This is a genomic window from Olivibacter sp. SDN3, assembly GCF_014334135.1.
GTDB lineage: Bacteria > Bacteroidota > Bacteroidia > Sphingobacteriales > Sphingobacteriaceae > Olivibacter.
In genome coordinates this window covers 6,060,557-6,086,080 of record NZ_CP060497.1, presented here as the reverse complement: position 1 = coordinate 6,086,080, position 25,524 = coordinate 6,060,557, and the positions used below count along the sequence as shown (strand labels likewise).

Here is a 25,524-nt window from a genome sequence, read left to right as displayed (position 1 = left end):
TGAGGACTACTGATAGTTACTAATTAAAACATTCAGTTTTGGTATATGTTATTAATCGTATGACATATCAAAAATTTCTATCATGAATTTTATCGAAAAAAACAGTAATCAGCAAAAGCAAGACCGACTGGTGCTTTGTTACGAAGATTTGGGAGAAGGGCAACCCATTCTATTTATTCATGGCTGGCCCTCTAACCATTTGATGTGGGAAGCGCAAGTGAGTTTTTTTGTTGAGCAAGGTTATAGATGTATAGCATATGATAGAAGAGGTTTTGGCATGTCATCCAGGCCCTTGCATGGATATAACTATGATAATTTTGCCGACGACCTACGTGAGATTATTTTACAGCTTGATCTTCAAGAGGTTCTTCTAGTAGGTTTTTCAATGGGTGGAGGAGAAGTTGCACGCTATTTTACGCGATATGGGAGCGACCGTATAAGCAAAGCTATATTATTAGGAGCCGTAACTCCTTATCTCTTGAAGAGCGAAGATAATCCTGATGGAATAAAGAAAGAGGTATTTGACGAAATGGTTGCTGGGGTAGAAGCAGATAGGCCTGCTTTTTTAGAAACCTTCTTTAATGATTTTTTTGGCGTGAACTTAGTTAACAGAGCGGTAAGCAAACCTATGTTAGAATATCAGCGCTCCATCGCATTAGGAGCTTCACCAAATGCTACTTCACAATGCATAAGGGCTTTCTCTGAAACCGATTTCCGGAAAGATTTGACCAATATCGATGTGCCCACTTTAATTGTTCATGGTGATGCCGATAAGATAGTTCCTGAGGACGTTAGTGCCAATATATCAAGTGAATTGATTAGCAATAACCAATTCATCCTGTACCCTGGGGCTCCACATGGCTTTTTCTTAACCCATAAGGAACGATTAAACAGCGATATACTGAATTTTATAAGAGATAATCTTAGCTGATTTACAAAGACAAAAAGGTAGAACCGGCATTGGAGATACTAACGGTAGTATCAATCAATGGGTATTAAATAGTAATTAATTTGTTATGAAAAATAGAACAGCAGTGAAAAGTCTAGAAGGAACGGAAGCTTTAGATAGAATCAAAGAACTTATTGAGCGTATAGAAACCTGTTTCTTTTGTAGTGACATAAAAACAGGCGTTCCGTTATCTGCGAGGCCGATGACAGCTTTAGAAGTTGATAGTAAGGGTGATATTTGGTTTATCAGTAAGAGAGACAGTACAAAAGATGTTGAGATAAAGGAAGATCCATTCGTTCATCTGCTGTTTCAAAAAGATCAAAAGAACGGCTTTTTGAATATTTACGGGTTAAGTGAGGTCCAAAATGATCGAGAAAAAATAAAAAAGCTGTGGTCGCCCGGATCGATGGGGGTCTGGTTTGACGGTCCAGATGATCCGGAGATCTCCCTGATAAGGGTCAGCCCGTTACAAGGTCACTATTGGGATGACGCCTATGGAGGGCTGGTATCAATGCTGAAAATTGCCACCTCCAGTTTACTGGGAACCGCATATGGGGAGAATAATGATGAAGGAGAGTTGAAATTTGACTGAATCGAAATTAAGGGGGATGTTTTGTTGTGGAAAACGTAATGAATTGAAACTTAACGATCGATCGGGTTAATCCATAATTAATTTACCCGTATTGAAAAAGCTTTGTATCTTTAGGTTATTACTTAATATGAGCACTTTTATGGCAAATACTGTTAATATCCCCCGATTAGATTTATTACATTATACGGAAGGAACTATTGAGCAAAGAAAGCAGTTTTCGGAAGATATAGGCCAAGCCTTTGCTGAGACAGGTTTTGTAACTATAGGTAACCATGGGATGGACAAAGCATTAATAGGAGAACTGTATGACGTGGTACAACAGTTTTTTGCTTTACCTGAGGAAGAGAAAAACAAATATGAAATACCCGGCCTAGCTGGTCAACGTGGGTATACCGCGAGGGGAAGAGAAAAAGCCAAGGATGCCAATACTCCTGATTTAAAAGAGTTTTGGCAACGAGGGCAAACCGTTATCGGTGACGATGTATTGAAGGAATCGTATCCTGATAATGTAATAGTGGAAACGTTGCCCCGTTTTAATGCCATTACGGAAGAAGTTTATCGGAGATTAGAAATTATTGGTAGATCTTTGTTAAAAGCGATTGCGATATATTTAAATCTTGATGAGGATTATTTCGAAGACAAAGTGAAAAATGGAAATTCCATTCTGCGAGCTATTCATTATTTTCCGATAGAAAATCTGGAAGAGATAGCATCAGATGCGGTGCGGGCAGGTGCTCATGAAGACATTAACTTGATCACATTGTTGATTGGGGCAAGTGCGGATGGTTTACAGGTGTTAACTCGGCGTGGAGATTGGTTTCCTGTGAAGGCTCAGGGGGAAGATATCGTGGTAAATGTAGGTGATATGTTACAACGGTTAACGAATAACCAGCTAAAATCCACCACACATAGGGTGGTAAATCCTCCAAAGGAACTGTTGAAGACTTCTCGCTATTCTGTACCGTTTTTTTTACATCCCAAAGCTGAAATGAGTTTAGCGGCACTGTCTAACTGCGTGGATAAGGATCACCCTAAAGTATACGTTGAATGTACCGCAGGAGAATATTTAGAAGAAAGACTACGGGAAATCGGATTAAAGATGTAGTATCAATAGCTGTTTGTTATCAGCGATATAAGGTTAAATATCGTTTTAACCTTATATCTTTTTATTTTCTCATTCCAGTCCAAAACATAAGTATTTCATTTCCATATATTCCTCTAAGCCGTACTTAGAACCTTCTCTTCCTAATCCAGATTCTTTTACCCCGCCAAAGGGAGCTATAGCTGTCGAGATTCCACCTTCATTAATACCGACCATGCCGGCCTCAAGGGCGGTTGCCACACGCCAACATTGTTTTACATTGTCACTATAAAAATAGGCTGCTAACCCGAACTCGGTGTCATTGGCGATTTGTATAGCTTCTTCTTCGGTATCAAACCTAAATAGTGAAGCAACGGGACCGAACGTTTCTTCATGAGCTATTTTTGCATTTAAGGGAACATCAGTCAACACCGTTGGCTCATAAAATAATCCTGTAATAGGCTTTGCACCAAGTAGCACTTTTGCTCCTTTTTTTATGGCATCGTCGACATGCTCTTTTACTTTCTTTAGGCCATCTTTGTTAATCAGTGGACCTATTTTTATATTTTTTTCTAAGCCATTCCCTACTTTAAGCCGACTGATTGCTTTGGTGAGTTTTTTCGAGAACTCATCGAAAATACTATCTTGCACTAAGAAACGGTTTACTGCCACACATGTTTGTCCAGAGTTTCGAAACTTTGATGCAATAGCACCTTCCACAGCGGCGTCAATATTGGCATGTTCAAATACAAGGAATGGGGCATTCCCTCCCAATTCAAACGATACATTTTTTATAGTGGAAGCGGCTTGTTGCATGAGTGTTTTACCAACACCGGTAGATCCGGTAAAAGATAACTTTCTAACCTTACCATTTGTGCTAAGTAACTTGCCGATGCCCTTAGAATCCTTACTCGTTATAACGTTGAATACACCATCCGGTAGGCCGGCCTCTTGAGCAAGATGGGCAATTGCGATTGCTGTTAAAGGCGTTTGAGAAGCTGGTTTAAGTACTACGGTGCATCCGGCGGCCAATGCCGGAGCGACCTTTCTCGTGACCATCGCTAAAGGGAAGTTCCAGGGGGTAATAGCCGCTGCCACACCGACTGATTGACGTAGTGTCACAATTTGTTTACCGTTTTCGGGAGGCGTAATCTGGTCCCCGTATGCTCTGAATGCCTCCTCGGCGAACCAGCTGATGAAAGAGGCACCATATTTGACTTCCACTTTACTTTCTTCAAGCGGTTTACCTGATTCTAAAGTCATTATCTCGGCAAGCTCCGAAGAATGTTTAATGATCAGGTTATACCATTTACGTAGGATCTCACTCCTTTTAGCAATGTCCGTTGTTCGCCAGGTAGGCCATTTGTCAAAGGCTATATCGATGGCTTTTTCCGCTTCTAGCAAGGAAAGGTCGCTTACTTCAACAATGATCTCACCTGTTGCGGGGTTTATGACGTCAAATGTTTTTTTACTTTCTATAGCACGTCCATTGATAAAGGCTGTACCTTTTATTAATTTATTTTTAGATCGCATCTTATAAGATATTAATGTATACTAGTTTGTTAGACATGTCTTAAAATTAACAGCTGGCAATGTAGATAGTTTTTTCTATAGGAGAAACCACAAGCCTGCAATAAAAAAACTGAATTTTTCATATTAATGAAACAAAAGCGCGAATAATTTATAGTAATGAGAATAAAGCATTAATTTTGTAAATTATTTTTTCTATACAACGTTTAAACGCTAAATGCTAAAATTGCGATTGTTATTTTCATTGTTATTTTCGTTGATACTAACGTCAGCTTATACACAGCAAGATAGCGCAGTGAAACGGGATAGTGCTGTACCGGAGCAACGGAAGGTGTCGCCTGCGGCGTCTCTCAGGTATTTAGTGCAGGATTCTGCTCGATTTGCTAGAGTTTTAGAGAGACAACGTGTAAAAGATTCTTTGGCAAATGTAGCAGACTCGTTAAAAGCGATTCGTGATTCACTGCAATTTTTGTATTTAAAACCATTGCCGCCTGACAGTAGAAATCAATTTTTAGATAGTTTACGAAAACATTATATTATTAAACATGGCGACGCACTTACCTGGGGTAAGGATATCACTTTTATTAGCAGTAAAAGTTTGGGAAATCCAAAGGTACAGCGGCAACCCTGGGTGTTAATGATCATATTTTTATTGCTGCTCTTTTTAGCACTTATACGTCTGTTCTTTATGAAGGATTTGCACGCTATTGCAACATCTTTTTATAGTAATCGTGTACTGTTACAGATTAGTAAAGAAGACAATCTAATTACTTCATGGCCTTTTATTTTTTTGTACCTGTTGTTTGGGTTTACTGTAGGACTTTTTCTTTATCTATATGTTAATTATTCAGGAGTGCAAACTGCCTATTATAACATTGCGTTATTTTTCAGTTTATCATTGATGGTGTTGGTTTTGTTTACCTTTAAAATATTGATCACCAGGGGTATAGGTTTTGTTTTTGGGATACAGCGATTAGTTAGAGACTATATTTCTATATTATATTTAAGTTATTTTAATGCCGCTATAATTTTCCTACCACTTATTTTGGTGTTGAGTTTAATACCCACATATATGGTAAAATATTGGTTATTAATATCTTGTGTTATTGTTTTTTTAGTCTTTATGATGCAGTTCTTTAGGGCATTCAGTACGGTATTAAAGAGCTATCAATTTTCAAAATTTTATTTATTTATTTATCTTTGCACCCTCGAAGTTGGTCCAATCCTTATATTGATTAAGGTGTTGGGCGTTTAACCGAAACTAAAATAGACTCACGTGGTAGCAGAAGACAGAGAAAAAAAAGTAAAAAGTATCTTAGTAACTTTACCCAGGCCTGAGAATGATAAGTCGCCTTATTTTGCTTTAGCAAACAAATACAATTTAAAGCTAGATTTCAGAGCCTTTATACATGTAGAGGGGGTTCCGGCAAGGGATTTTAGAAAAGAGAAGATAAATTTGGCTGATTTTACCGCCGTAATTTTTACCAGTAGAAACGCTGCAGATCACTTCTTTAGAATTTGCGAGGAAATGCGTTATGAAGTGCCAGCCGATTTAAAATATTTTTGTTTATCGGAAACGATTGCGCTTTATCTACAAAAGTATATTCAATATAGAAAACGTAAGATATTCTTTGGTAAGCAAACGGCACAGGATTTAGAAGAGGTGTTAAAAAAACATACCAAAGAGAAATTTCTTTATCCTTGTTCTGATGTAGCAAACGAAGAAACCCAGAATTGGCTTCAGGACAATGGCTATGATTTTACTCCAGCGGTGTTGTTTAAAACAGTTGTCAGCGATCTTTCAGACTTGGCTAATGTCTTTTACGATATTATTGTTTTCTTTAGCCCTTCCAGCATTCAGTCGTTGTTTGAAAACTTTCCTGATTTTAAGCAAAACGACACACGTATTGCCGCATTTGGTCCTACTACGCATCAAGCCGTTGCCGACAGAGGGTTGATCTTAGATATTGCTGCTCCCACACCAGAGAACCCGAGTATGACAATGGCTGTTGAACAATACATCAAGAAAGTTAATAAGTAATTTCAGTACACATTACCTTTAATGTGTTATAGCATGATATCGTAGGCCCAGTGTAATAAGCACTGGGCCTTTTTTCGTTATGTGGTGTTCCGGGATAGGGTAATGCTAGCATGTCTTTCAAATAATGAACAAAATGAACGTCAGGCCTGCTATTAACTCCATTTATATTTGTTGAAAGACTGCTTGTTCGGCAAACAGAGATGCTTACTACTATGTTAGTGTCTCTCAGCGTTCATTGTTAAAAAATATGAGGAAATTTTACTTTTGTTGTTTCGTGTTGATATCGTTAGTACTTGTTATGGGATGTGGTAACCGAAAAGCAGGTGGTGAACTAACTGGGGTACGATTAAAAGGTTTGAAAACGAGCAAAGCTCCAAGAGGCATGGTCTTCATTCCTGCAGGAAGTTTTATAGCAGGTCAATCTGATGAGGATATTACCAGTGCACAAATTGCGCAGAATAGGCAATTCACCCAATCTGCTTTTTTTATGGATGAAACCGAAATATCAAATAGTCAATATCGGCAATTTGTGAATTGGGTGAGGGACTCCATTGCCATTACTCAATATTTGAACGACGCATCTTTTTTTATTCAGGGGACGGAAGGGGAAAGCAGTGGACAACGATTTATTGACTGGCAAAAAGTAGGTGATGGCAGTGGGATATGGGGTGGAAAAAATGACAATAGAGCTGCATTGAATCAGATGTACTACCAGGGAGACGATCGCATATTTGGGAGAGATGAATTAGATGTACGGTTATTGAAGTATCATTACGAAATTTATAATCATCGCATGGCAGCAGCGAATAAAAACAATAAATCGATGCGGCGTTCTGATTTCATTGTTCGAGATACCATTGGTATCTATCCAGATACCCTGGTGTGGTTAGCAGATTTTTCATATGCGCAAAATGAACCTATGGTGGAGGGGTATTTTTCTCATCCGGCATTTCAGGATTATCCTGTCGTTGGTGTTAATTGGCGGCAAGCGAGGGCCTTTGCGGTTTGGCGTACTCGGTTATATGAAAACTATGCACAGCGAATAGGATTATCTCGCCTGGCACGTTTATCGTACGAATTACCCTCTGAACATCAATGGGAATATGCAGCGAGAGGCGGTCTAAACGGAGCTCCATATCCTTGGGGAGGTCCCACTATAAGAAATGCCAAAGGATGCTTAATGGCAAACTTTAAGCCAGGAAGAGGTAATTATGCAGACGATGGCGGTGCATATACTGTTCCTGTTCATTCTTATTTCCCTAATGACTATGGCTTATATAATATGGCAGGCAATGTTGCCGAATGGACGGCTTCTTCTTTTGAGGAGTCTTCTTCTTCTTTTATACATGACATGAATCCTACATACCCGTATGAAGCCAAAGGTAGCGATCCCGAAATATTAAAACGTAAAGTAGTAAGGGGTGGTTCATGGAAAGATATAGGTTATTTTTTACAGAATTCCACACGGACATATGAGTATCAGGATACGGCTAAATCGTATATAGGTTTTCGATGTGTAACCTCTTACGCCGGGCGTGATTTATAGCATGACACATGATGAATAGACCTTTTTTTATTATTTTACTTATATTAATAAGTAGAGCATATGGACAGCAAGAAAATCTATCTAATAGTGTAACTCCTATAGCAGATGGCCCACCTATCGATGGTTACTATCTTAAATCTGATATGGAGAACAGAAAAGTAATTCCATACTCCGATATCCGAAGTGTGGATGTTATGTACAGTAAACGTGTGTGGCGTGAGATCGATTTACGTGAGCGATTAAATGCCAGTTTCGCCTCTCCTAAGTCGAGGCTTATCGATGTGTTAATGCGAGCGATACAGGCTGGAGAATTAACCGCATATGATCCTACTCCTACGGTTGAAGATCCTAATGGAGATAGCTTTAAAGTGCCATTAAATCCAGACGAATTAATGGCCAATTTGGCGGATAGTGTTTTTGTCCCTGAGTTTGACAAGGAAGGAAACCAAGTAGGAGGGACCTTTCAGTCTGGCGAATTTAACGCAGACAGTGTGGTGAAGTTTCGAATCAAAGAAGATTGGATTTTTGATAAGCAGCGCTCCGTATTCGAGCCTCGTATAATAGGTATAGCTCCTTTAATCAGTATAAAAGCAGCCGATATCTATCTTGAACCTCAACCGGCGTTTTGGATTTATTTTCCAGAGGCAAGGCACATCTTAGTTAATAAGGAGGTGGTCAATAGAAATAATGATGCGACAGGTTTGAGCTATGACGATGTGTTCGTTAAAAGGATTTTCTCAAGTTATGTGATTAAGCAGTCAAACCCGGAAGATTTACGTATAAAAGATTATAAGCAAGGTATTGACCGTTTGTATGAGTCTGAACGGATAAAGCAGGATTTGATGGACTATGAACATGATTTGTGGAGTTATTGACACTGTTGCAGTAATTGTACGACCTCTTTTTACTGTATACCCTTTTACCGTAGCTTGCGGCAGGTAATTGACCGCTGAGATAATTTGACCATTGTGTCAGGCAAAATAAGTTATTACAGCATCGGCTTGTTTGGGGCTAAGGACCTTCAATAAATCTTTTTTTGCCGCCTCTTTTATTTTCTTCACGGATTTAAACGTCAGTAACAGTTTTTCTGCACTTGTTTTGCCAATACCGGGGATTTGTTCCAATTCTGTCTGAAAGGTTTTACGGCTTCGCTGGTTCCTGTGAAAAGTAATTCCAAAACGATGGGCCTCATCGCGTAAGTGCTGGATTATTTTTAATGTTTCCGATCTTTTGTCCAAATATAAAGGATACTGATCGCCAGGGTAGTACAATTCTTCTAAACGTTTTGCGATACCTATTACGGTTACTTTGGAGGCAATAGCTAATTTTTTTAAACTTTTCATAGCCGCTGATAGCTGACCTTTACCACCATCAATAATAATCAGTTGAGGTAAGGGATTGTCTTCTTCCAACAATCGTTTATAACGGCGGAATACCGCCTCTTCCATGGTAGCAAAATCATTAGGTCCTTCCACGGTTTTGACGTTAAAATGCCGGTAGTCTTTTTTTGAGGGCTTACCATCTTTAAAAACCACTATAGCCGAAACAGGATATTTTCCCTGGAAATTGGAATTGTCAAAACATTCGATATGTTTAGGCAGTACATTTAAACGTAAGTCTTCCTTCATTTTGTGGAGAATACGTTCTGTTCTAACTTCGGGATTTAGTTTCTCGTATTGGTCTAATCGTTCTTTCTTGAAAAAACTTACATTTTTATGAGATAGGTCCAGTAATTTTTTTTTATCGCCTAACTGCGGAACTGTCTGTTTAAAATCGGGACTTTCTATGTCTAGCGTAAAAGGGACAATAATTTCTTTAGATGAACTTTTGAAACGCGTTCTCAGTTCCTGCACAGCCAGACCGAGGAGTTCTTGATCACTTTCATCTAGGCGTTTTTTCAGCTCGATGGTTTGGGTTTGTATAACTGTGCCGTTCATCACTTTCAAAAAATTAACGAAGGCGTAACTTTGATCGGATGCAATACTAAATACATCGACATCGTTGATGCTATTGCTTACGATAGTAGATTTACTTTGATAGTTACTTAAAAGTGCCAATTTCTGTTTCAGGTGATGGGCTTCCTCAAAGTCTAAATTCGCAATGGCACGATCAAGGTTGTTTTTTAGTTGTTTAAAGACAACAGTTGTTTTTCCATTGAGAATATCTTTGATACTTTCAATGCTTCGGTTATAATCTTCTTCCGTTTGGTACGCTTGGCAGGGGCCTTTACAGTTGCCGATTTGATATTCCAAACAAACCCTGAATTTACCTTGTGCGATATTCTTCTCTGTAAGGGGTAAATTGCAGGTGCGTAACGGAAACAGTTCTTTGATCACATCAAGTAGCGCATGCATCATACCTACCGAAGCATAAGGGCCATAATATTTTGATCCATCTTTGATAATTTTCCTTGTCCAGAAAATTCTTGGGAAACGTTCGTTTTTGATAACAATCCAGGGATAGGTCTTGTCATCCTTCAGCATCACGTTATACCTTGGCTGGTGTTTTTTTATCAAGCTGTTTTCCAACAGCCAAGCGTCAGTTTCGGTATCAACGATGGTAAACGTAATCCGATTGATTTTGCGTACCAGTACACTCGTTTTAGTGTTATAGGTATGTGCATCTTTGATAAAATAAGAACCGACCCGATTCCTTAAATCTTTGGCTTTACCGATGTATATAAGCGTTCCCTGTTTATCATAATATTGATAAACGCCAGGTTTGTGGGGGATCTTTTTTAACTCACTTCGATAATCAAATACTTCCATGTTTAGAAATCCAATCGATCATCAATCTTCGATTCACTTTCTGTTGGATAGTCATATTGATACTTGTTGCAATCTAGTTCACGCTGTAGCCCGCCGGGCGGTAACTCAAAATCACCTTGCGAGTAGTTGAGGTCTTTGTCGGCATACACCTTTTGCATATACAACCCAAACATAGGTAGCGCCGCATTGGCACCTTGACCTAATGCAGTACTGCTAAAATGGATACTTCGTTCGTCAGCACCCGTCCATACACCACTTACCAGTTCTGGAGTAACACCAATGAACCAGGCATCTGAATTACTTTGGGAAGTACCCGTTTTTCCACCAATGGGATTCGTCAAATGGTATTTCCAACGCACACGCCCACCGGATCCCTCGTTAACAACTCCTTTCAGCATATCCACGATTACATAGGCTGACTGATCGTTCATCACCACCTTGACTTTTTTCTGATGTTCGTAGATAACCGTTCCATTCTTATCTTCAATACGTAACAAATAAATCGGTTGGGTCCATACACCATGGTTTACAAAAGCAGAATAAGCACCCACCATGTCGTATACCGAAGCGTCAAATGTCCCTAAGCTGATAGAGGGGTAGGCGGGTACGTTGGAGCTGATACCTAAATTTTTAATGAGATTAGCTACATTCTGAGCGCCTACGCGTTGTATGACATCAGCGGTGGCCCAGTTCTGTGAGTTAGCAAGCGCTTTTTTTAGTGTAATCGGCCCAGCAACTGTGTTTTCGCTTTTTGGTTGCCAGCCGTCCACATTGATCGGTGAATTTGGCACGCGGAAACAGGGCGAATAGCCATTATCTATGGCTACAGCATAAGTGAAGGGCTTTGCGGTAGAACCTACCTGACGGGTTCCCATCCGTACCTGATCATATTTGTAATGCTGGAAATTGATACCGCCCACCCAAGCTTTCACATGACCTGTTTGAGGTTCCATAGACATCATGGCATTTCGTAATATCAATTTATTATATTTGATAGAATCCAATGGCGTCATGACGGTGTCTATTTCGCCCTTCCAGCTGAAGACGGTCATTTTGGTAGGTGTATTAAAATCCTTTTTAATTTCCTCTTCTGAGTGGTCGCTATATTTCAACCATCGGTAGCGATCCGATTGTTTAACACCTCTATCCAATAGATTTTCGAGTCCTTTAAAGGGGTCCCTGCCTTTATATTGATTGTTGAAGGTGACTTGTAGTTCACGCATCATTTCTTTTTGTGCTTCTTCAGCATGAGCTTGCATGCGCGAATCGATAGTTGTGTAAATCTTTAACCCGTCTCGGTCAAGGTCATAAGGTGTCCCATCTGCTTTCGTGATCGATAGCTGATTGAAGACGTTTTTGATATCATTCTTTAAAACTGCTCTGAGGTAGGGTGCTAAGCCGTCACCATAAACACTTGCCCGGAATGTTAACCCAATAGGTTTCTCCTTATAAGCGGCAGCTTCTGCCGAGGTGATAAAACCTGCGGTCCGCATTCTGTCGAATACTGTATTACGGCGTTTAAGAGCGTTTTCAGGATAGCGAATCGGCGAATAAATACCGGGTCCCTTTAACATGCCTACTAGCACTGCCGCCTGCGGTGCGGTAAGTTCTGCAGGAGTGGTGTTGAAATAAGTCCTCGCAGCGGATTTTATTCCATAAGTGTTATAAGCACCAAAATCTACGGTATTTAGGTACATGGTGAGAATTTCTTCTTTCGTATAATTTCTTTCCAGTCGTACCGCCGTAATCAGCTCCTGAAATTTTTGGATAATGCGTTTGCCAGGAGTGCGGGCACGCCCATCAGAAAAGAGATTAAGTGCCAACTGTTGCGTAATGGTACTAGCGCCTTGCTTTTTTCCTATAAGATTATAAAAGATAATGGTAAAAGTACGTTTAAAATCTACACCCGAGTGCGAATTAAAGCGTATATCTTCTGTGGCTATAAGCGCTTTTATCAGCGCAGGAGACAACTCCTTATAAGTAACATTAGACCGATTTTGTACATAATAGGTTCCAAGTAACGCGCTGTCTGCAGAAATGATTTCAGAGGAAAGGTTACTTTTAGGGTTTTCGAGGTCTCTGAAAGATGGTAATTCTCCGAATAGACCAAGTCCGACACTTACGAAAAATAAAAAACCTAACAAAATTAGTCCGACAAACAATTTCCAGAAAGAAAAAGTATAACGTTTAATATCGCTGTTGGTTAACTTATTGTTTTTTTTCTTGGTGTTTCGTTGCATTTTGTTTCTTACCTTAGAATTGTTCTGTATACTTTATGAAATAATCATTTACCTGATCGAAGTCTGTTAACAGTTGAAGGTTGTGTTCTGTAATGATAAACGTATGATAACTTCCACTTGGTATTTTCATGATTGTTTTTAACAAGGGGCTGATCCGTTCTTGATATGCTATTACCTCATCAAAAGTATTAAATTTGCTAATATATAACAGTTGCAGTTCATCATCTACCCGCTTTATCTGATGCATTAAATTCTTCGATGAATATTGTCCCCGGTTGAATTGCCCGATTCCATATCTCGAAGGACTTAGGTTCACTTTTGCACTCGCTACGTTAATAACGAAACAGTAAGTTGCTGAGTCTGGAAGCATATCAAGATCTCTGAAACTGTTGGTATGCTGAGGTCTCTGATAGGCGCCTACATTAACCTTACCTAAACTTACTGTCCGATTAAAAGGTGTCACCTGTATTTCCGGTTGATTGCCCGGCAAATTTCCTGCCAAAATACGGCGAGCGGAAGGACCGGCTGATTGATGGTTAAATACGAGTTCAGGCCATTTTGTTAATATGGGTTCGTCTACAAACTGTTCTCTTCCTTCTTCAATAACCATCAATGCTATGTTTCTATCCTGCAAAGATAATCTATTCGAATCAATATAGTTCAAATGTTGTGACACTAAGGGAACAATGAGTTGATCATCAGGATAGTTTAATTGAATATTTTTCAATGATGTTTCGAAGATTTCCATCGTTTTTGTTTTACCTACTGCCATTGCTCTTAAGTAAGCCATTTGTGCATAAATACTTTTATATTGATCGTTTTCAATAATCGTATTTAGACTGTCTGCTAATTGCATCACCTGTTGGTATTTGCGATCAACATATAAGTTGTAGGCGGTTGTGTATATATCATTGAGCACCTGGGATTCTTTGGCCAACTTATCCAGATATTGTGGGTCTCTGATAATTTTTGTATATATTGATTCAGGTGAGGAGATCAGAAGTTGTTCTTTGTGATATTCCTGTTTTTCGTCTCCCTGTTCGGTGTAAAGCCTATACAGATTATAATCTATCAGATCTTTTTCTTTTAATTCTGGAAAGCGATCGATCAATTGTGTATAGATCTTTATAGCGGCCACACCATCTCTGAGATTGTCACGGTATATTTCGCCGAGGCTTAAATGCGCATCAATAATTTTTCTATTCGATGAGTCCCTAGCGGTAGAAGTGAGTGGAATAGTTCTGATGAAGTTTTCCTTCAGGGACGTTAATGTTTCGATATTGTTTACAACAAGCTCTTGTTGCGGAGCGGCTGATGTGGGATGGTCTTCTGTTCCGGTATTGGATGAATTGCTGTTGGAAAAACGCCAGTTATCGGTTAACGAACGGTTGCCCCAGCGTCTCTTAAATGCGGTAGTTCCACTGCTTATAGCTGCAGGATTATTGAAGTAGAAGCGGTTATCAGCATGGCCGGTATAGTGATCGGGAGAGAGGTGTTGTCCGTCAAACACATTCGTATTCGCTTGCGGAGTATCGTTTTTTACAATATCTTTTTGTATGGTTTCTTTACGTTCAAAGATACTGTCGACTGCGTTGATGCGGGAATTTTCAGGTAATTCTGCTAGTTTTTGCAATTCATCTTGCTCGGCGATGATTGTATACTGTGCGATCAAATCGTCAAGATGATCTACTTTTGCACGTATGATGTTATACTTAGGAAAGTCGCTAGAAGCTAGTGTTAACGTGCTGTCGTAATAATTTTTGGCCAGTTGGTAGGCAGCTTGATCAAAATAGAGATCGGCCAAGCGGTTGTAAGTTTTTGCCCGCTGAAAACTATTATTACTGTGTGCGCTAAGAGAGAGATTATAGTGTTTGATCGCTTCTCCTTCATTGTTGTTAGCAAGGTAAGTTTCGCCTATGATGTAGTAAATCTGGTCGGTAAAATCTTTGTACTTATCATTTCTGATCATTTTACTCAATTTAGCAAAGGTATTTGTCTGTAACGAGTCGCCAGTAATTTTTTGCATATCAATCTGATTCAGCCCTGCGTTGAAGGCCATCTCAAAAGACGCATTACTTTTCACTACTTTGTTGAAATGTAGGTCTGCTTCCAAATAGTTGTTTTTTTTCTGTAATAACTGGCCAATAAGATAATGCCATCTAAGTTTTTCTTTCTTTTTATTGCTCGTTGCTATTGCTTGATTTAAAAGATCTGTAGCGTTTTCATTATCGCCTATAGCTAAAAGATATTGTGCTTTTGTAGCGTAATACAATGGAGGGATATTTTTTCTGGTCGAAGTAATCATTAAGGCCGAGTCAAGCGCCTTACCAGCCTGTTGTAGGTAACCTATTTGTAGTAATGATTTTCCTTTCCATACAAGTGATAACTCCAGTAATTTACCTTGCTGTTCATTTACAGTGTTGGCAACATATGAGAAGAATTCAGCCGCATGGTAATAATTACCTTTTTCAAAGTTTGCTTTCGCCATTAAAAAGTAGGCATCATTGACATATTTGCTATCACTTTTGTCGTTTATAATCGTTATCGCCTTTTGAATAACAGAATCCATTGCGTGGTTGTTGGTGGTAATGCTCGACTCGTATGGCTCTATAAAAATGGGGAGTAAACGCTGATAGTTTTCTTTATATCCACCTATTCTATTTTTTTCTGCCTCATTAAGCAGTTTATTTGCGTGATATAGAATATTAAATTTGGTTGTCAGATTTTGCATCAGATCAGTTCTGTTCTTTTTTTCCTGCTTTGACAGAAAGCAGCCTGACGCGGACATACAAAGAATTATGAGGGAAATGAGGTACTGAAGCCTGCACCTCAGGTATTTACTTTTTAGCGCATTACCGAATTGCAATGTGGTAGTTGTACTGGTAAAAGCGGTGTGACCTATGGTGTGTTTCTGGCGACGGTCCATCAAAAAAATATATATGCAAAGTTAAGTTGCTCAATAGTAATCTAAAAATTTTCTTGATTTGGATTTCGTGATCAGTAATCCGTACCCGATTGCTACAAAGCCCGCATAAACTTACTATAAAATTCTGTTATTTTTCAATAACTTTTCATCCATAAAAATGAACTGATAAGGAGTAAACTATAAGGCTATGTGCTTTTCAAGTTTTTGTATATTCACACGCATTTCCCTAAGTTTGCAGGATACTATGAGCCAATCCGATTTAAATAACAATAGGCCATCGAAAAAGCAAGGATATAATAACTATGTATATTATACAGGGTTAGGCTTTCAAATGATAGCGACTATTGGTTTGTTCGCTTTTATAGGTTATAAAATAGACGTTAATAAAGCGGGAGAGGTTGGGTTATATACGGCTATTTTATCCTTGATTGGAGTTTGCGTCAGTTTGGTTGGAACGATATATGCTGTCACGAAGAAAAATAAATAGCCTATTTAGTCGGCCGTTTCTATTATAGCACCTATGGGATTAACAAGGTTTACCATTTATTACATAGTCTTCGGGTCATTTTTGGCTGGACTAGTGGGACTGATTAAATTTTTTTTTCCTCAGGTACTGCTTTTCACTCCCAACTTTTGGATGATTTATTTCTTTTTGTTTTTGCTGACCTATATCGCTTATGTAATTTCTTTTTTAGGCATAAATAGGAGCGCCCAAATAGGTGTTTTTGCTATCATGGGAGGAATAATTATCAAATTATTATTTGCCATGACCTTTGCATTGGTCGTTGTTCTTAAACTTTCTGAGAACCAGTTAGTTTTCGTTCTGAACTATTTTTCTTTATATTTATTATTTACACTCTTTGAAGTTATGTGTTTGTTGCGTAACTTGCGCCACCAAAATAATAAGTAAAAATCACTGAATAAATGAAATTTAGCCACTTTTTGACTTCAAAAAAAATAGGAATACTTGCTTTTTTCGCCGTTTTCTTCACTTTTTTGAATGCCAATGCCCAAGATCATGCACATGACCACTCGGTTGATTCTATTTCTGAAATGCCTGTAGCACCAGGCCATCAGGACAACCATGAAGAAAAGGCGTTTGATATTAATAGCTTTATTTTTCATCATATTGGAGATGCCCATGAATTTCATTTTTGGGGACATGGTGATAAGTGGACAGGATTGTATTTACCTATCATCTTATATACAGACAATGGTTTGCTAAGTTTTAGCTCGAAAGAGTTCCATTTGAATGATGATGGGAGTGTAGTGGTAGAAAAGGCGGGTATGCGTTTTGTCCGTTCGCACGGTAAAATTTACTATGCGTCGGAAGAGCCTTCGCATGGAAGTTATGTACATCATACTACCAATGAAAAAGGGGAAGAGACAGTTACCAATAAACGTCCGATTGATTTTTCTATTACAAAGAATGTATTTACGATTTTTTTTTCTGTAGCCCTGCTTCTTGTTATTTTTCTAACAGTGGCTAACGGTTACAAGAAAAGGGAGGGGAGAGCACCGAAAGGCTTGCAGTCTGTTTTGGAACCTATTATACTTTTTGTACGGGATGATATTGCCAAGCCTAATCTAGGGCATAAATACGAACGTTATATGCCCTATTTACTTACCGTATTCTTTTTCATTTGGGTGAATAATATGTTAGGATTGGTTCCTTTTTTTCCAGGTGGAGCAAACGTTACGGGAAATATTGCAATAACGATGGTGTTAGCATTATTTACACTTATTATCATTTTGTTTAGTGGGAATAAGTATTACTGGGGGCATATATTTAATCCGCCGGTTCCGTGGTGGCTAAAGCCGTTGATGATTCCTGTAGAGATGATAGGTGTATTTACAAAGCCATTTGCCTTGATGATCCGTTTGTTTGCAAATATAACAGCAGGTCATATTTTGGTATTATCCTTATTGTGCCTTGTTTTTATTTTTAATTCGCTAGCAGTGGCTCCCGCTTCAGTTTTCTTCGTTGTATTTATAGGAGCTATTGAACTGTTGGTGGCATTTATACAGGCATTTATCTTCACCATATTATCTGCACTTTTTATCGGTATGGCTATAGAAGAGCATACTGATCATTAGCATTATATTAAACATTATTGTTAAACTAAATATATAAATTAAATTAAAATGACTGGAACATTAGCTGCAATTGGAGCAGGTCTAGCAGCCATTGGCGCTGGATTAGGTATTGGTAAAATTGGCGGTTCTGCTATGGAAAGCATTGCTCGCCAGCCGGAAGCTGCTTCAAAAATTCAAACTGCGATGTTAATTGCGGCTGCCTTCATTGAGGCGGTAGCTTTATTCGCTGTGGTTGTTTCTTTAATTGCTTAATTAGGGAAATAATTGAAAAACCATTCATCAAGGAACCTGCCTTCGGGATTGCCGTCTGTGGGTTCTTTTTTGGTATGTTTATTTAGGTATTTAACGTTTAGTGTAATAGAATTGAATTTTAAATAACAAATTATATGGATTTACTTATCCCCGAAATTGGTTTGATTTTTTGGCATACCATTTCCTTTCTTCTTTTATTGTTTCTTTTAGCTAAGTTTGCGTGGAAGCCGGTTATGAAAGCTATCGGAGAGCGAGAGCGCTCCATTGAAAATGCATTGGATGCAGCAGAAAAAGCAAAGCAGGAAATGGCACGCTTGACCAGCGAAAATGAGCAATTGTTAAAAGACGCTCGTGCTGAAAGGGATCTGATTTTGAAAGAGGCCAAGGAAATCAAAGAGCAATTGTTAAAAGATGCCAAAGATCAGGCACAGGTTGAGGGTAACCGGATGATCGAGAAAGCACGTATCGAGATAAACAATCAAAAGGCAATAGCTTTAGCCGATGTTAAAAACCAAGTGTCGAAGTTATCCTTAGAAATTGCCAGCAAAGTTTTACAACAGGAGTTATCTGATAAGGGTAAACAGGAAGCCTTAGTAGGAGAATTGTTAAAAGAAGTAAAGTTAAACTAATAGGGTCAGTCCATTAGCTAATAATTGAAAGACATGTCAGAATTTAAAGTTGCATCCAGATACGCAAAAGCTTTATTAGATCTTTCTGTAGAACAACACGCAATTGATGAGGTTAAAACAGATATGGAGTATTTCATTTCCGTATTAAAGCAGAATTCCGAATTGCAGGCTGTATTAAAAAATCCGATCGTTCAGCAGGACAAAAAGAATACTATCCTGTCTTTGTTGTTTCAGGAGAAATTTCATCCTAGCGTATTGGCCTTTTTTAAGATCATGGTGAATAAAGGGCGTGCGGAAATTTTGTATGGTACGTCCAAAGAGTTTATTAGAGCGTACAACGAATACAAAGGCATCGTGCATGCGAAGGTTGTTTCGGCAACAGCTTTATCTGATGAAAATAAAACTGTATTAACAGCGCTTATCAAAACTTCTACTGGCCATGAAGTAATTTTGGAGAACCAGGTAGATCCAACACTTATTGGTGGATTTGTGGTAACTGTAGGAGACAAACAGGTAGACGCGAGTTTATCAGGAAGATTGAATAAGCTGGAGCGGGCTTTTCATTCGTAGTTAATCGTATTATTATTGTATAAAAAATATTAAAATTAAGATAAAACAATGGTAGAGGTAAGACCAGATGAGGTATCGGCAATCTTAAGGGAACAATTGTCGAACTTTAAATCAGAAGCCGAGCTTGAAGAAGTGGGTACAGTACTCCAAGTGGGTGACGGTATTGCAAGGGTTTACGGCTTAACCAAAGTTCAATCAGGCGAATTGGTTGAATTTGACAACGGGTTACAGGGAATAGTATTGAACCTTGAAGAAGATAATGTGGGTGTGGTATTATTAGGTCCGTCAGATGAAATTAAAGAAGGGGACACGATTAAGCGGACGAATAAAATCGCATCGATACAGGTTGGAGAAGGGATGCTGGGTAGGGTAGTTAATACCTTAGGCCAGCCGATTGATGGGAAAGGGCCTATAGCTGGAAAAACCTACAACATGCCTATCGAGCGTAAAGCGCCTGGTGTTATCTATCGCCAACCAGTAAATGAACCTCTACAAACAGGTATTAAAGCGATAGATGCAATGATTCCGATTGGACGTGGTCAACGGGAGTTGGTTATCGGTGATCGTCAAGTAGGTAAAACTGCGGTTTGTATCGATACGATTATCAATCAGAAAGAATTTTACGATGCAGGTGAGCCTGTTTTCTGTATTTATGTAGCCGTTGGTCAGAAAAATTCTACCGTAGCGAACATCGTACGTACATTGGAGGAAAAAGGAGCTCTTGCTTATACGGTAGTGGTATGTGCTTCTGCTGCAGACCCAGCACCGATGCAGTTTTACGCCCCGATGGCGGGTGCGGCTATTGGAGAGTATTTCCGAGATACAGGGCGTCCGGCATTAATTGTTTATGATGATTTATCAAAACAAGCGGTAGCGTATCGTGAAGTATCTTTACTCCTTCGCCGTCCTCCAGGTCGTGAAGCATATCCCGGTGACGTATTCTATTTGCACAGCCGTTTATTGGAGCGTGCAGCTAAAATCAATGCGTCTGATAATATTGCACGCGGTATGAACGATCTACCTGATTCGATTAAAGATATAGTAAAAGGTGGAGGCTCGTTAACGGCTTTGCCTATTATAGAAACGCAAGCAGGAGATGTATCGGCGTATATTCCTACCAATGTTATTTCCATTACTGATGGACAGATCTTTTTGGAATCCAATCTTTTCAATGCTGGGGTTAGACCTGCTATTAATGTAGGTATATCGGTGTCACGTGTTGGGGGAAATGCGCAGATTAAATCGATGAAAAAAGTTGCAGGTACGCTGAAGTTAGATCAGGCGCAATACCGCGAGCTGGAAGCTTTTGCTAAATTCGGTTCCGATCTTGACGCTGCCACTAAAGGAGTGCTTGATAAAGGGGTGCGTAATGTAGAGATACTTAAACAAGGTCAATTTGCACCGGTAGCTGTGGAGAAACAAGTGGCTATCATCTATGCGGGTGTAAAAGGTTTGTTCCGTAATGTTCCTGTGAATAAAGTGAAGGAGTTCGAAGCTAATTATTTGCAACAACTAGAGTTACGTCATCCAGAGGTTTTGAAAGATCTCAAGGCTGGTAAATTTACGGAAGATATTACGGCTGTTTTAGATAAGGTAGCAAAGGAGATTGCGGCGAGTTATTAATAAATTTATTTAGTTCGCAACTCACAAATTTAAAATATGGCTAATTTAAAAGAAGTAAGAAACCGGATAACCTCTGTAAGCTCCACACAACAGATTACTAGAGCGATGAAGATGGTATCTGCTGCTAAATTAAAGCGGGCGACAAATGCTATCGTTCAGCTGCGTCCGTATGCAGACAAGCTACAAGATATTTTGTCGAACTTGTCTTCTTCTGTAGAAGGAACATCTTCTCCTTTTATGACTAACCGTAAGCCACGCAAGATATTGCTGGTAGTAGTTACTTCGAATAGAGGTTTGGCTGGAGCATTTAATGCAAATGTTATAAAAACCGCTAACTTACTGATAACTAAAAAATACAGTGAGCAACATAAAAAGGGCAATGTAAAAATTGTTGCAATAGGGAAAAAAGGACAAGATTATTATAAAAAAAATAAATACGAAGTTCTGGGTAATCACGTCGAGCTATTCTCGAAGTTGAATTTCGAAAATACAGCTAAGATCACGGCATCCATTATGCAGGGCTTTTTAGATGGCGAGTTTGATAAAGTGGAACTGGTATATAATCAGTTTAAGAATGCAGCGGTTCAGGTATTAAAAACAGAACAGTTGTTGCCATTATTGCCCGCAGTTACGGTAGAAGAAGATAAGGCTCCGTTAGCCGTTGATTATATCTTAGAACCTTCGAAGGAAGAGATCATCGAGCAACTTATTCCTAAATCTATTAAAATACAGTTGTACAAAGCGGTACTGGATTCCCATGCTTCGGAACACGGGGCACGGATGACTGCTATGGATAAAGCAACAGATAACGCGGGAGAGTTGCTAAAGTCGTTGAAATTATCATATAACCAAGCAAGACAAGCGGCTATTACTACTGAACTTACAGAGATCGTGAGTGGTGCGGCTGCGCTCTCAAACGGCTAAGAGACGTTTGTGTCTAACTACTTGTTGATTGTCTAAAAAACCTCTTTGGAAACAGAGAGGTTTTTTTTTATTTTCATCCGTAAATATCATTGGATGATCTATCGCTGTCGCTTTATCTGTTTATTTCTTGCTTTGTTCACGATAACGAACATACAGGCACAGCAAAAGCGCCTGAATTTTGAAGTCGAAGGCGGTATTTCCCGCTATCAGTCAAATGAAATCAATGGTATATTCCCCTTGGGGATTAACCTATTCTTCGGTCCAAAGTGGGTGATTGGCACAGCAGAACGTATTTATATTAAAGGATCGATAGGTATAAAATGGCATTTTCATAACTTGGATGATAATTTTACAGAACATTTAGCCACTTTACGAGGAGGACCGGAATTTCAATATGAGGCGTTTACTTGGGGAGATATGGTGCTTATTCCTACCTTTAAGCTGGACTTTGCCTGGTGTACAAATTTTGATACCCAGGGAAATATTTATGATGCAATAAATGACGAATTTGTAAATGTGCACTCGGAAGATTATATGAGCGGTTGGGGCTTAGGAAGAGAGCTCGGTTTAAAAGTTGAAATAAAACGGAGATGGTATTTGCGAACCAGTTTTGAGTTGTTCAGACCTCGTCTTGTGGTAAGGAATACCGTTATACAGGGCGATATGGGCGCATCATATATACATTTACCAGCAAAGTCTTTTAATCTGAATAGCTTTAACCTAACCATTGGTTTTAATATTTAAAAAACGAGCAGCATATTACCCGTTTTAGAGAAAAAATTTTACTTTTGTACAAACAATACATTATGGCAAACCCAACAGAACAAAGACCGCACGTTAGTACCGATAATAACGCAAATCAAACGCATTATTATGTAACTTTAGTAATCGCTGTAGCTTTTGGCTTGGCGGGTGCTTTTTTCCGATTCATACAAGATTCATTTTTATTTACTTCCATTGCTAATATCTTATTGATCATTGGAAGTTTTATTGCTTTTAGAACGGTTTTCCGTATTATGAAGTAAAATTTTCTAACAAGGATAATATTAAGGGTACAGGCTTTCGCCTTGTACCCTTTTTTTATGAAGATTAAACCCTGTCGGCCTGCAGTAGTCCAACTAAATGAATCAAGTGGCGGTCAAACCGTTGGTTAGTTCATTTGTTTGATAAAATAAATGTATGTTAGTGATGAAGGCACAAATAATCATAGCTGGCTTGTTGATATGTTTCTCCATAAGTTCGGCTTACGCACAGGAGGGAGATAGCGTACAGTATATTCAAAAGCTCGAAATAGACAAGAGAAAAAAGAAAACCTTTGCCGTAAAACAGCGGGACTCAACGATGCTGTTAACTATCGATACCCTGATAATGAAAGATAGAGCTACCTTGGAATTCTTTGGTAAGAAAAAGGTGCAATTGACTGTAAAACATGCCGAAATTCCGGAAGAGGCGTATATTGTTGGTACAGATAGCAAGAATAACGGAAGTGATATGGATATTGATATCCGTTTCGAAAGATTGGGTAAACTATACATCTTAGCTGGTGGGAGAGATGCCAACAACGGTTCACGTACCCATCCCAATGGTAACGGAGGGAATGTAAAGGTCCGCTACGATCAGTCTGGGATAATCCCTCAGCAAGAAAATAAGCATAAAACTGGCTACCTAAAGATCGACACCCGCGCAGGTGGCTATCGTGTTAATCCGCAGACAGATCTTTATAATATCTATACGCAAATAGGAATGGGAATACGTAGCGGTGCAGGTCGGTTAGGTGGGGTGCCGCAAGGGCAGATTTATTCTGGTTCGCCGGGAAGGGACGGAAAGAGTGAAATAGTAGGATACTAGTAAAGGGTATTCGTTTCGCATGGCAACTATCTGCCCTTGTACTTGGCGTCTTTTAAAATTTGTTGGGCGTCTTGCATCGCTAGCAGTTCCTGCAATGATGAAGCATTTTCCTTCATATATTTTTTTACTATTTGCCACCCAATAAAAACACCTAACTTAGGAGCAGATTCGTTGTTTTTACCTAGGTCTGGCGTGAAGGGAGCTTCTCCCAGGTGTTTTTGTATTTGATGATAATCAGTATTGAAGAGTAAATCTTCTGTTAAGAGCCAGGCCCATATATCAGTTTCATAATTTTGCGCCCAAGCCATTTGAGCAGACGTGTAACCCAATTTCAAGCTATCAGCCAACGCTGGCACTACCTGGTCCATCAAATACATTATTTTTCCATTATAGACCATCAACGATAACAGGTCGGGTGTTGTGAATGATGGCTCGGGATATATTTCTTCTCGTATATACGCTTCTACAGTTCTTGGAAGGATGTTTTCGGGAGTGAACCTCCGGGAAACGTATCGGGGAATACTTTGGATTAATGCCGGATAAAATTTGGATTCACTTCCCAGGAACATATCTAAACCGATGCCGATATATTCGTCATTAACCGGAGTTTGCACAGTAAAGCCAGAAAAAAAGGAAACAAATCGAGGGATTTTTACCTCAGGGAAGTAATATAAGATATGTTTGAATGCTCCAGTTAATTGCTCGTCGTATGAAGAAAGGTCGGGGAAAGTCTCTGAAATATTTTTTTTCAGCTCTTTATAATCACGATTCTGTAATATTTCCCTAAAATTAGTGAAAAGTTCAGCTGTGTCTTGTAGATTTCCAACTTGAAGCATGTGCATAATATAGTCGCCATAGAATTGCCCATACTGTTCTTGCCATTTCCGGTGTTTGGTTGGTATGTTGTTGGGGTTAAGGCTGTCAAGCGCCTGGTCTAAACGTTCAATTTTTATATTTAAGGTTATTTTGCTGAGATCTGGCTTATGTTGTCTGGTGCAAGATACCAGGATTAGAGTAAAAAAAAAGAGGTAGATTTGCGTACTTTTGAATACTATCATAAATATGGATGTGCATGCTAAAATACAAACATTAAAGACGCAGTCCAAAAAAGATCTAACAGCGCTGGATATGTTAGCAGGTAACAATAACGAGGAAAAATTTTAAGATGAAAATAAATTTATTTATGCCCTTAGCAAAACCATTATTAGGAATCGTTCTTTCTTTTTTTTCTTTTTATGCGGTTGCTCAAGACTATAATGAATCTTTTTATGACAGTAAACGTATGAGCCTTGGTATTACATTTTCACCCAATGTTAGTTGGTTGCGCTATGGAGATGTTGATGTAGAAGGAACTAAAGCCAAAATGGGATATGCTTATGGTTTACTTGCAGATTTTGCTTTTTCAGAAAACTATTATTTTTCTACCGGGTTTTTAATCAATACACTGAATGCGGAAGCCCGTAGATATACGACGGTGCCGGAGAATCAGCAAAGGTTTGTCGAGGTAAATGACTATAGGCTTCAGTATGCAGAGATCCCTTTTGGAGTAAAGCTAAAAAGCACGCAGCGCTATTACAGAAGTTATTATGGCTTATTTGGTTTTACAGCGGGTATAAAAATTAATGCTAAACAGGAAGTTACCGCAGAAAATGGTACGTTGCTTCAGGAATCGAGGAATTTAAAAGGACGGGCAGATTTGTTCCGGTTAGGACTTCAGGTTGGAGGCGGAGTAGAATGGCAACTGGATCATAACTTACGTTTGATGACAGGGCTAAGTTTCAACAATGGTTTTACACGGGTTATAAAATCTGATAGTCCAAGAAATTCATTTGTATCATTTAACTTTGGGATTTTATTTTAATCCAAGCGACCGATAGTTCATTGTAAGTAAGACGCGATAAACGTGTT

23 protein-coding genes are annotated in these 25,524 nt (G+C 39.0%); 18 read left to right on the top strand and 5 right to left on the bottom strand.

All coding sequences use genetic code 11. From position 1 onward, the window contains the following. Positions 1 to 82: 82 nt before the first annotated feature. The 3 genes from H8S90_RS25735 (at position 83) to H8S90_RS25725 (ending at position 2,646) form a co-directional block, all read left to right on the top strand. Positions 83 to 931: an alpha/beta fold hydrolase gene (locus tag H8S90_RS25735; RefSeq protein ID WP_187340595.1), complete on the top strand. Its 849-nt coding sequence runs from the start codon at positions 83 to 85 to the stop codon at positions 929 to 931. A gap of 85 nt (positions 932 to 1,016) precedes the next feature. Then, positions 1,017 to 1,541, top strand: a complete 525-nt coding sequence (locus H8S90_RS25730) for a pyridoxamine 5'-phosphate oxidase family protein (RefSeq protein WP_187340594.1) — start codon at positions 1,017 to 1,019, stop codon at positions 1,539 to 1,541. Between the two features lie 139 nt (positions 1,542 to 1,680). Then, positions 1,681 to 2,646, top strand: coding sequence for an isopenicillin N synthase family oxygenase (locus tag H8S90_RS25725; RefSeq protein WP_187340593.1), 966 nt, complete (start codon positions 1,681 to 1,683; stop codon positions 2,644 to 2,646). Between the two features lie 69 nt (positions 2,647 to 2,715). Here the strand turns inward: H8S90_RS25725 and H8S90_RS25720 are convergent, their stop codons facing one another. Continuing rightward, positions 2,716 to 4,155, bottom strand: coding sequence for an NAD-dependent succinate-semialdehyde dehydrogenase (locus tag H8S90_RS25720; RefSeq protein WP_187340592.1), 1,440 nt, complete (start codon positions 4,153 to 4,155; stop codon positions 2,716 to 2,718). 214 nt (positions 4,156 to 4,369) lie between these two features. Here H8S90_RS25720 and H8S90_RS25715 point away from each other — a divergent pair, with 214 nt between their 5' ends. From H8S90_RS25715 to gldN, 4 genes are all read left to right on the top strand, one after another. Beyond that, positions 4,370 to 5,407 (top strand): DUF4271 domain-containing protein, encoded by a 1,038-nt coding sequence (locus H8S90_RS25715; protein WP_187340591.1) that lies wholly within the window; start codon positions 4,370 to 4,372, stop codon positions 5,405 to 5,407. Between the two features lie 21 nt (positions 5,408 to 5,428). Next, positions 5,429 to 6,193: a uroporphyrinogen-III synthase gene (locus H8S90_RS25710; protein ID WP_187340590.1), complete on the top strand. Its 765-nt coding sequence runs from the start codon at positions 5,429 to 5,431 to the stop codon at positions 6,191 to 6,193. 247 nt (positions 6,194 to 6,440) lie between these two features. Beyond that, on the top strand, positions 6,441 to 7,739 hold the full coding sequence (locus tag H8S90_RS25705; protein ID WP_187340589.1) for an SUMF1/EgtB/PvdO family nonheme iron enzyme: 1,299 nt from the start codon (positions 6,441 to 6,443) through the stop codon (positions 7,737 to 7,739). Between the two features lie 8 nt (positions 7,740 to 7,747). Beyond that, the gene (gene gldN / locus H8S90_RS25700; RefSeq protein ID WP_255501744.1) at positions 7,748 to 8,614 is read left to right on the top strand and encodes a gliding motility protein GldN; all 867 of its coding nucleotides are present in this window, start codon (positions 7,748 to 7,750) and stop codon (positions 8,612 to 8,614) included. Positions 8,615 to 8,710: 96 nt separating this feature from the next. Here gldN and uvrC read toward each other — a convergent pair whose 3' ends face one another. The 3 genes from uvrC to H8S90_RS25685 are packed head-to-tail and all read right to left on the bottom strand — an operon-like array spanning position 8,711 to position 15,478. Then, positions 8,711 to 10,507 (bottom strand): excinuclease ABC subunit UvrC, encoded by a 1,797-nt coding sequence (uvrC, locus tag H8S90_RS25695; protein ID WP_187340588.1) that lies wholly within the window; start codon positions 10,505 to 10,507, stop codon positions 8,711 to 8,713. 2 nt (positions 10,508 to 10,509) lie between these two features. Continuing rightward, positions 10,510 to 12,747: a penicillin-binding protein 1A gene (locus H8S90_RS25690; protein ID WP_187340587.1), complete on the bottom strand. Its 2,238-nt coding sequence runs from the start codon at positions 12,745 to 12,747 to the stop codon at positions 10,510 to 10,512. 13 nt (positions 12,748 to 12,760) lie between these two features. Then, positions 12,761 to 15,478 carry a tetratricopeptide repeat protein gene (locus H8S90_RS25685; protein WP_187340586.1) on the bottom strand — a complete coding sequence of 906 codons (2,718 nt, stop codon included), beginning with the start codon at positions 15,476 to 15,478 and terminating at the stop codon, positions 12,761 to 12,763. 382 nt (positions 15,479 to 15,860) lie between these two features. Here H8S90_RS25685 and H8S90_RS25680 point away from each other — a divergent pair, with 382 nt between their 5' ends. The 10 genes from H8S90_RS25680 (at position 15,861) to H8S90_RS25635 (ending at position 23,616) form a co-directional block, all read left to right on the top strand. Beyond that, positions 15,861 to 16,160 (top strand): AtpZ/AtpI family protein, encoded by a 300-nt coding sequence (locus tag H8S90_RS25680; RefSeq protein ID WP_370525674.1) that lies wholly within the window; start codon positions 15,861 to 15,863, stop codon positions 16,158 to 16,160. A gap of 437 nt (positions 16,161 to 16,597) precedes the next feature. Beyond that, positions 16,598 to 17,770 (top strand): F0F1 ATP synthase subunit A, encoded by a 1,173-nt coding sequence (gene atpB, locus H8S90_RS25675; protein WP_187340584.1) that lies wholly within the window; start codon positions 16,598 to 16,600, stop codon positions 17,768 to 17,770. Between the two features lie 48 nt (positions 17,771 to 17,818). Continuing rightward, positions 17,819 to 18,022, top strand: coding sequence for an ATP synthase F0 subunit C (gene atpE / locus H8S90_RS25670; RefSeq protein ID WP_105727133.1), 204 nt, complete (start codon positions 17,819 to 17,821; stop codon positions 18,020 to 18,022). A 134-nt stretch (positions 18,023 to 18,156) separates the two neighbouring features. Continuing rightward, a complete protein-coding gene (locus tag H8S90_RS25665; RefSeq protein ID WP_187340583.1) occupies positions 18,157 to 18,651 on the top strand; it encodes a F0F1 ATP synthase subunit B in 495 nt (164 codons plus the stop codon). Between the two features lie 33 nt (positions 18,652 to 18,684). Beyond that, positions 18,685 to 19,221, top strand: coding sequence for an ATP synthase F1 subunit delta (gene atpH / locus H8S90_RS25660; protein WP_187340582.1), 537 nt, complete (start codon positions 18,685 to 18,687; stop codon positions 19,219 to 19,221). A 48-nt stretch (positions 19,222 to 19,269) separates the two neighbouring features. Further along, positions 19,270 to 20,844 carry a F0F1 ATP synthase subunit alpha gene (gene atpA / locus H8S90_RS25655; protein ID WP_187340581.1) on the top strand — a complete coding sequence of 525 codons (1,575 nt, stop codon included), beginning with the start codon at positions 19,270 to 19,272 and terminating at the stop codon, positions 20,842 to 20,844. Between the two features lie 36 nt (positions 20,845 to 20,880). Then, positions 20,881 to 21,768 carry an ATP synthase F1 subunit gamma gene (gene atpG / locus H8S90_RS25650; RefSeq protein WP_187340580.1) on the top strand — a complete coding sequence of 296 codons (888 nt, stop codon included), beginning with the start codon at positions 20,881 to 20,883 and terminating at the stop codon, positions 21,766 to 21,768. Positions 21,769 to 21,861: 93 nt separating this feature from the next. Then, positions 21,862 to 22,512 (top strand): hypothetical protein, encoded by a 651-nt coding sequence (locus H8S90_RS25645; RefSeq protein ID WP_187340579.1) that lies wholly within the window; start codon positions 21,862 to 21,864, stop codon positions 22,510 to 22,512. Between the two features lie 62 nt (positions 22,513 to 22,574). After that, a complete protein-coding gene (locus tag H8S90_RS25640; protein ID WP_187340578.1) occupies positions 22,575 to 22,793 on the top strand; it encodes a hypothetical protein in 219 nt (72 codons plus the stop codon). Between the two features lie 163 nt (positions 22,794 to 22,956). Next, positions 22,957 to 23,616: a hypothetical protein gene (locus H8S90_RS25635; protein WP_187340577.1), complete on the top strand. Its 660-nt coding sequence runs from the start codon at positions 22,957 to 22,959 to the stop codon at positions 23,614 to 23,616. 26 nt (positions 23,617 to 23,642) lie between these two features. On the opposite strand, the gene H8S90_RS25630 is transcribed toward H8S90_RS25635, so the two are convergent. Continuing rightward, positions 23,643 to 24,674, bottom strand: a complete 1,032-nt coding sequence (locus H8S90_RS25630) for a gliding motility lipoprotein GldB (RefSeq protein WP_187340576.1) — start codon at positions 24,672 to 24,674, stop codon at positions 23,643 to 23,645. Positions 24,675 to 24,781: 107 nt separating this feature from the next. Between H8S90_RS25630 and H8S90_RS25625 the strand changes: the two genes are divergently transcribed. Then, the gene (locus tag H8S90_RS25625) at positions 24,782 to 25,477 is read left to right on the top strand and encodes an outer membrane beta-barrel protein (protein ID WP_187340575.1); all 696 of its coding nucleotides are present in this window, start codon (positions 24,782 to 24,784) and stop codon (positions 25,475 to 25,477) included. Positions 25,478 to 25,524: the final 47 nt, after the last annotated feature.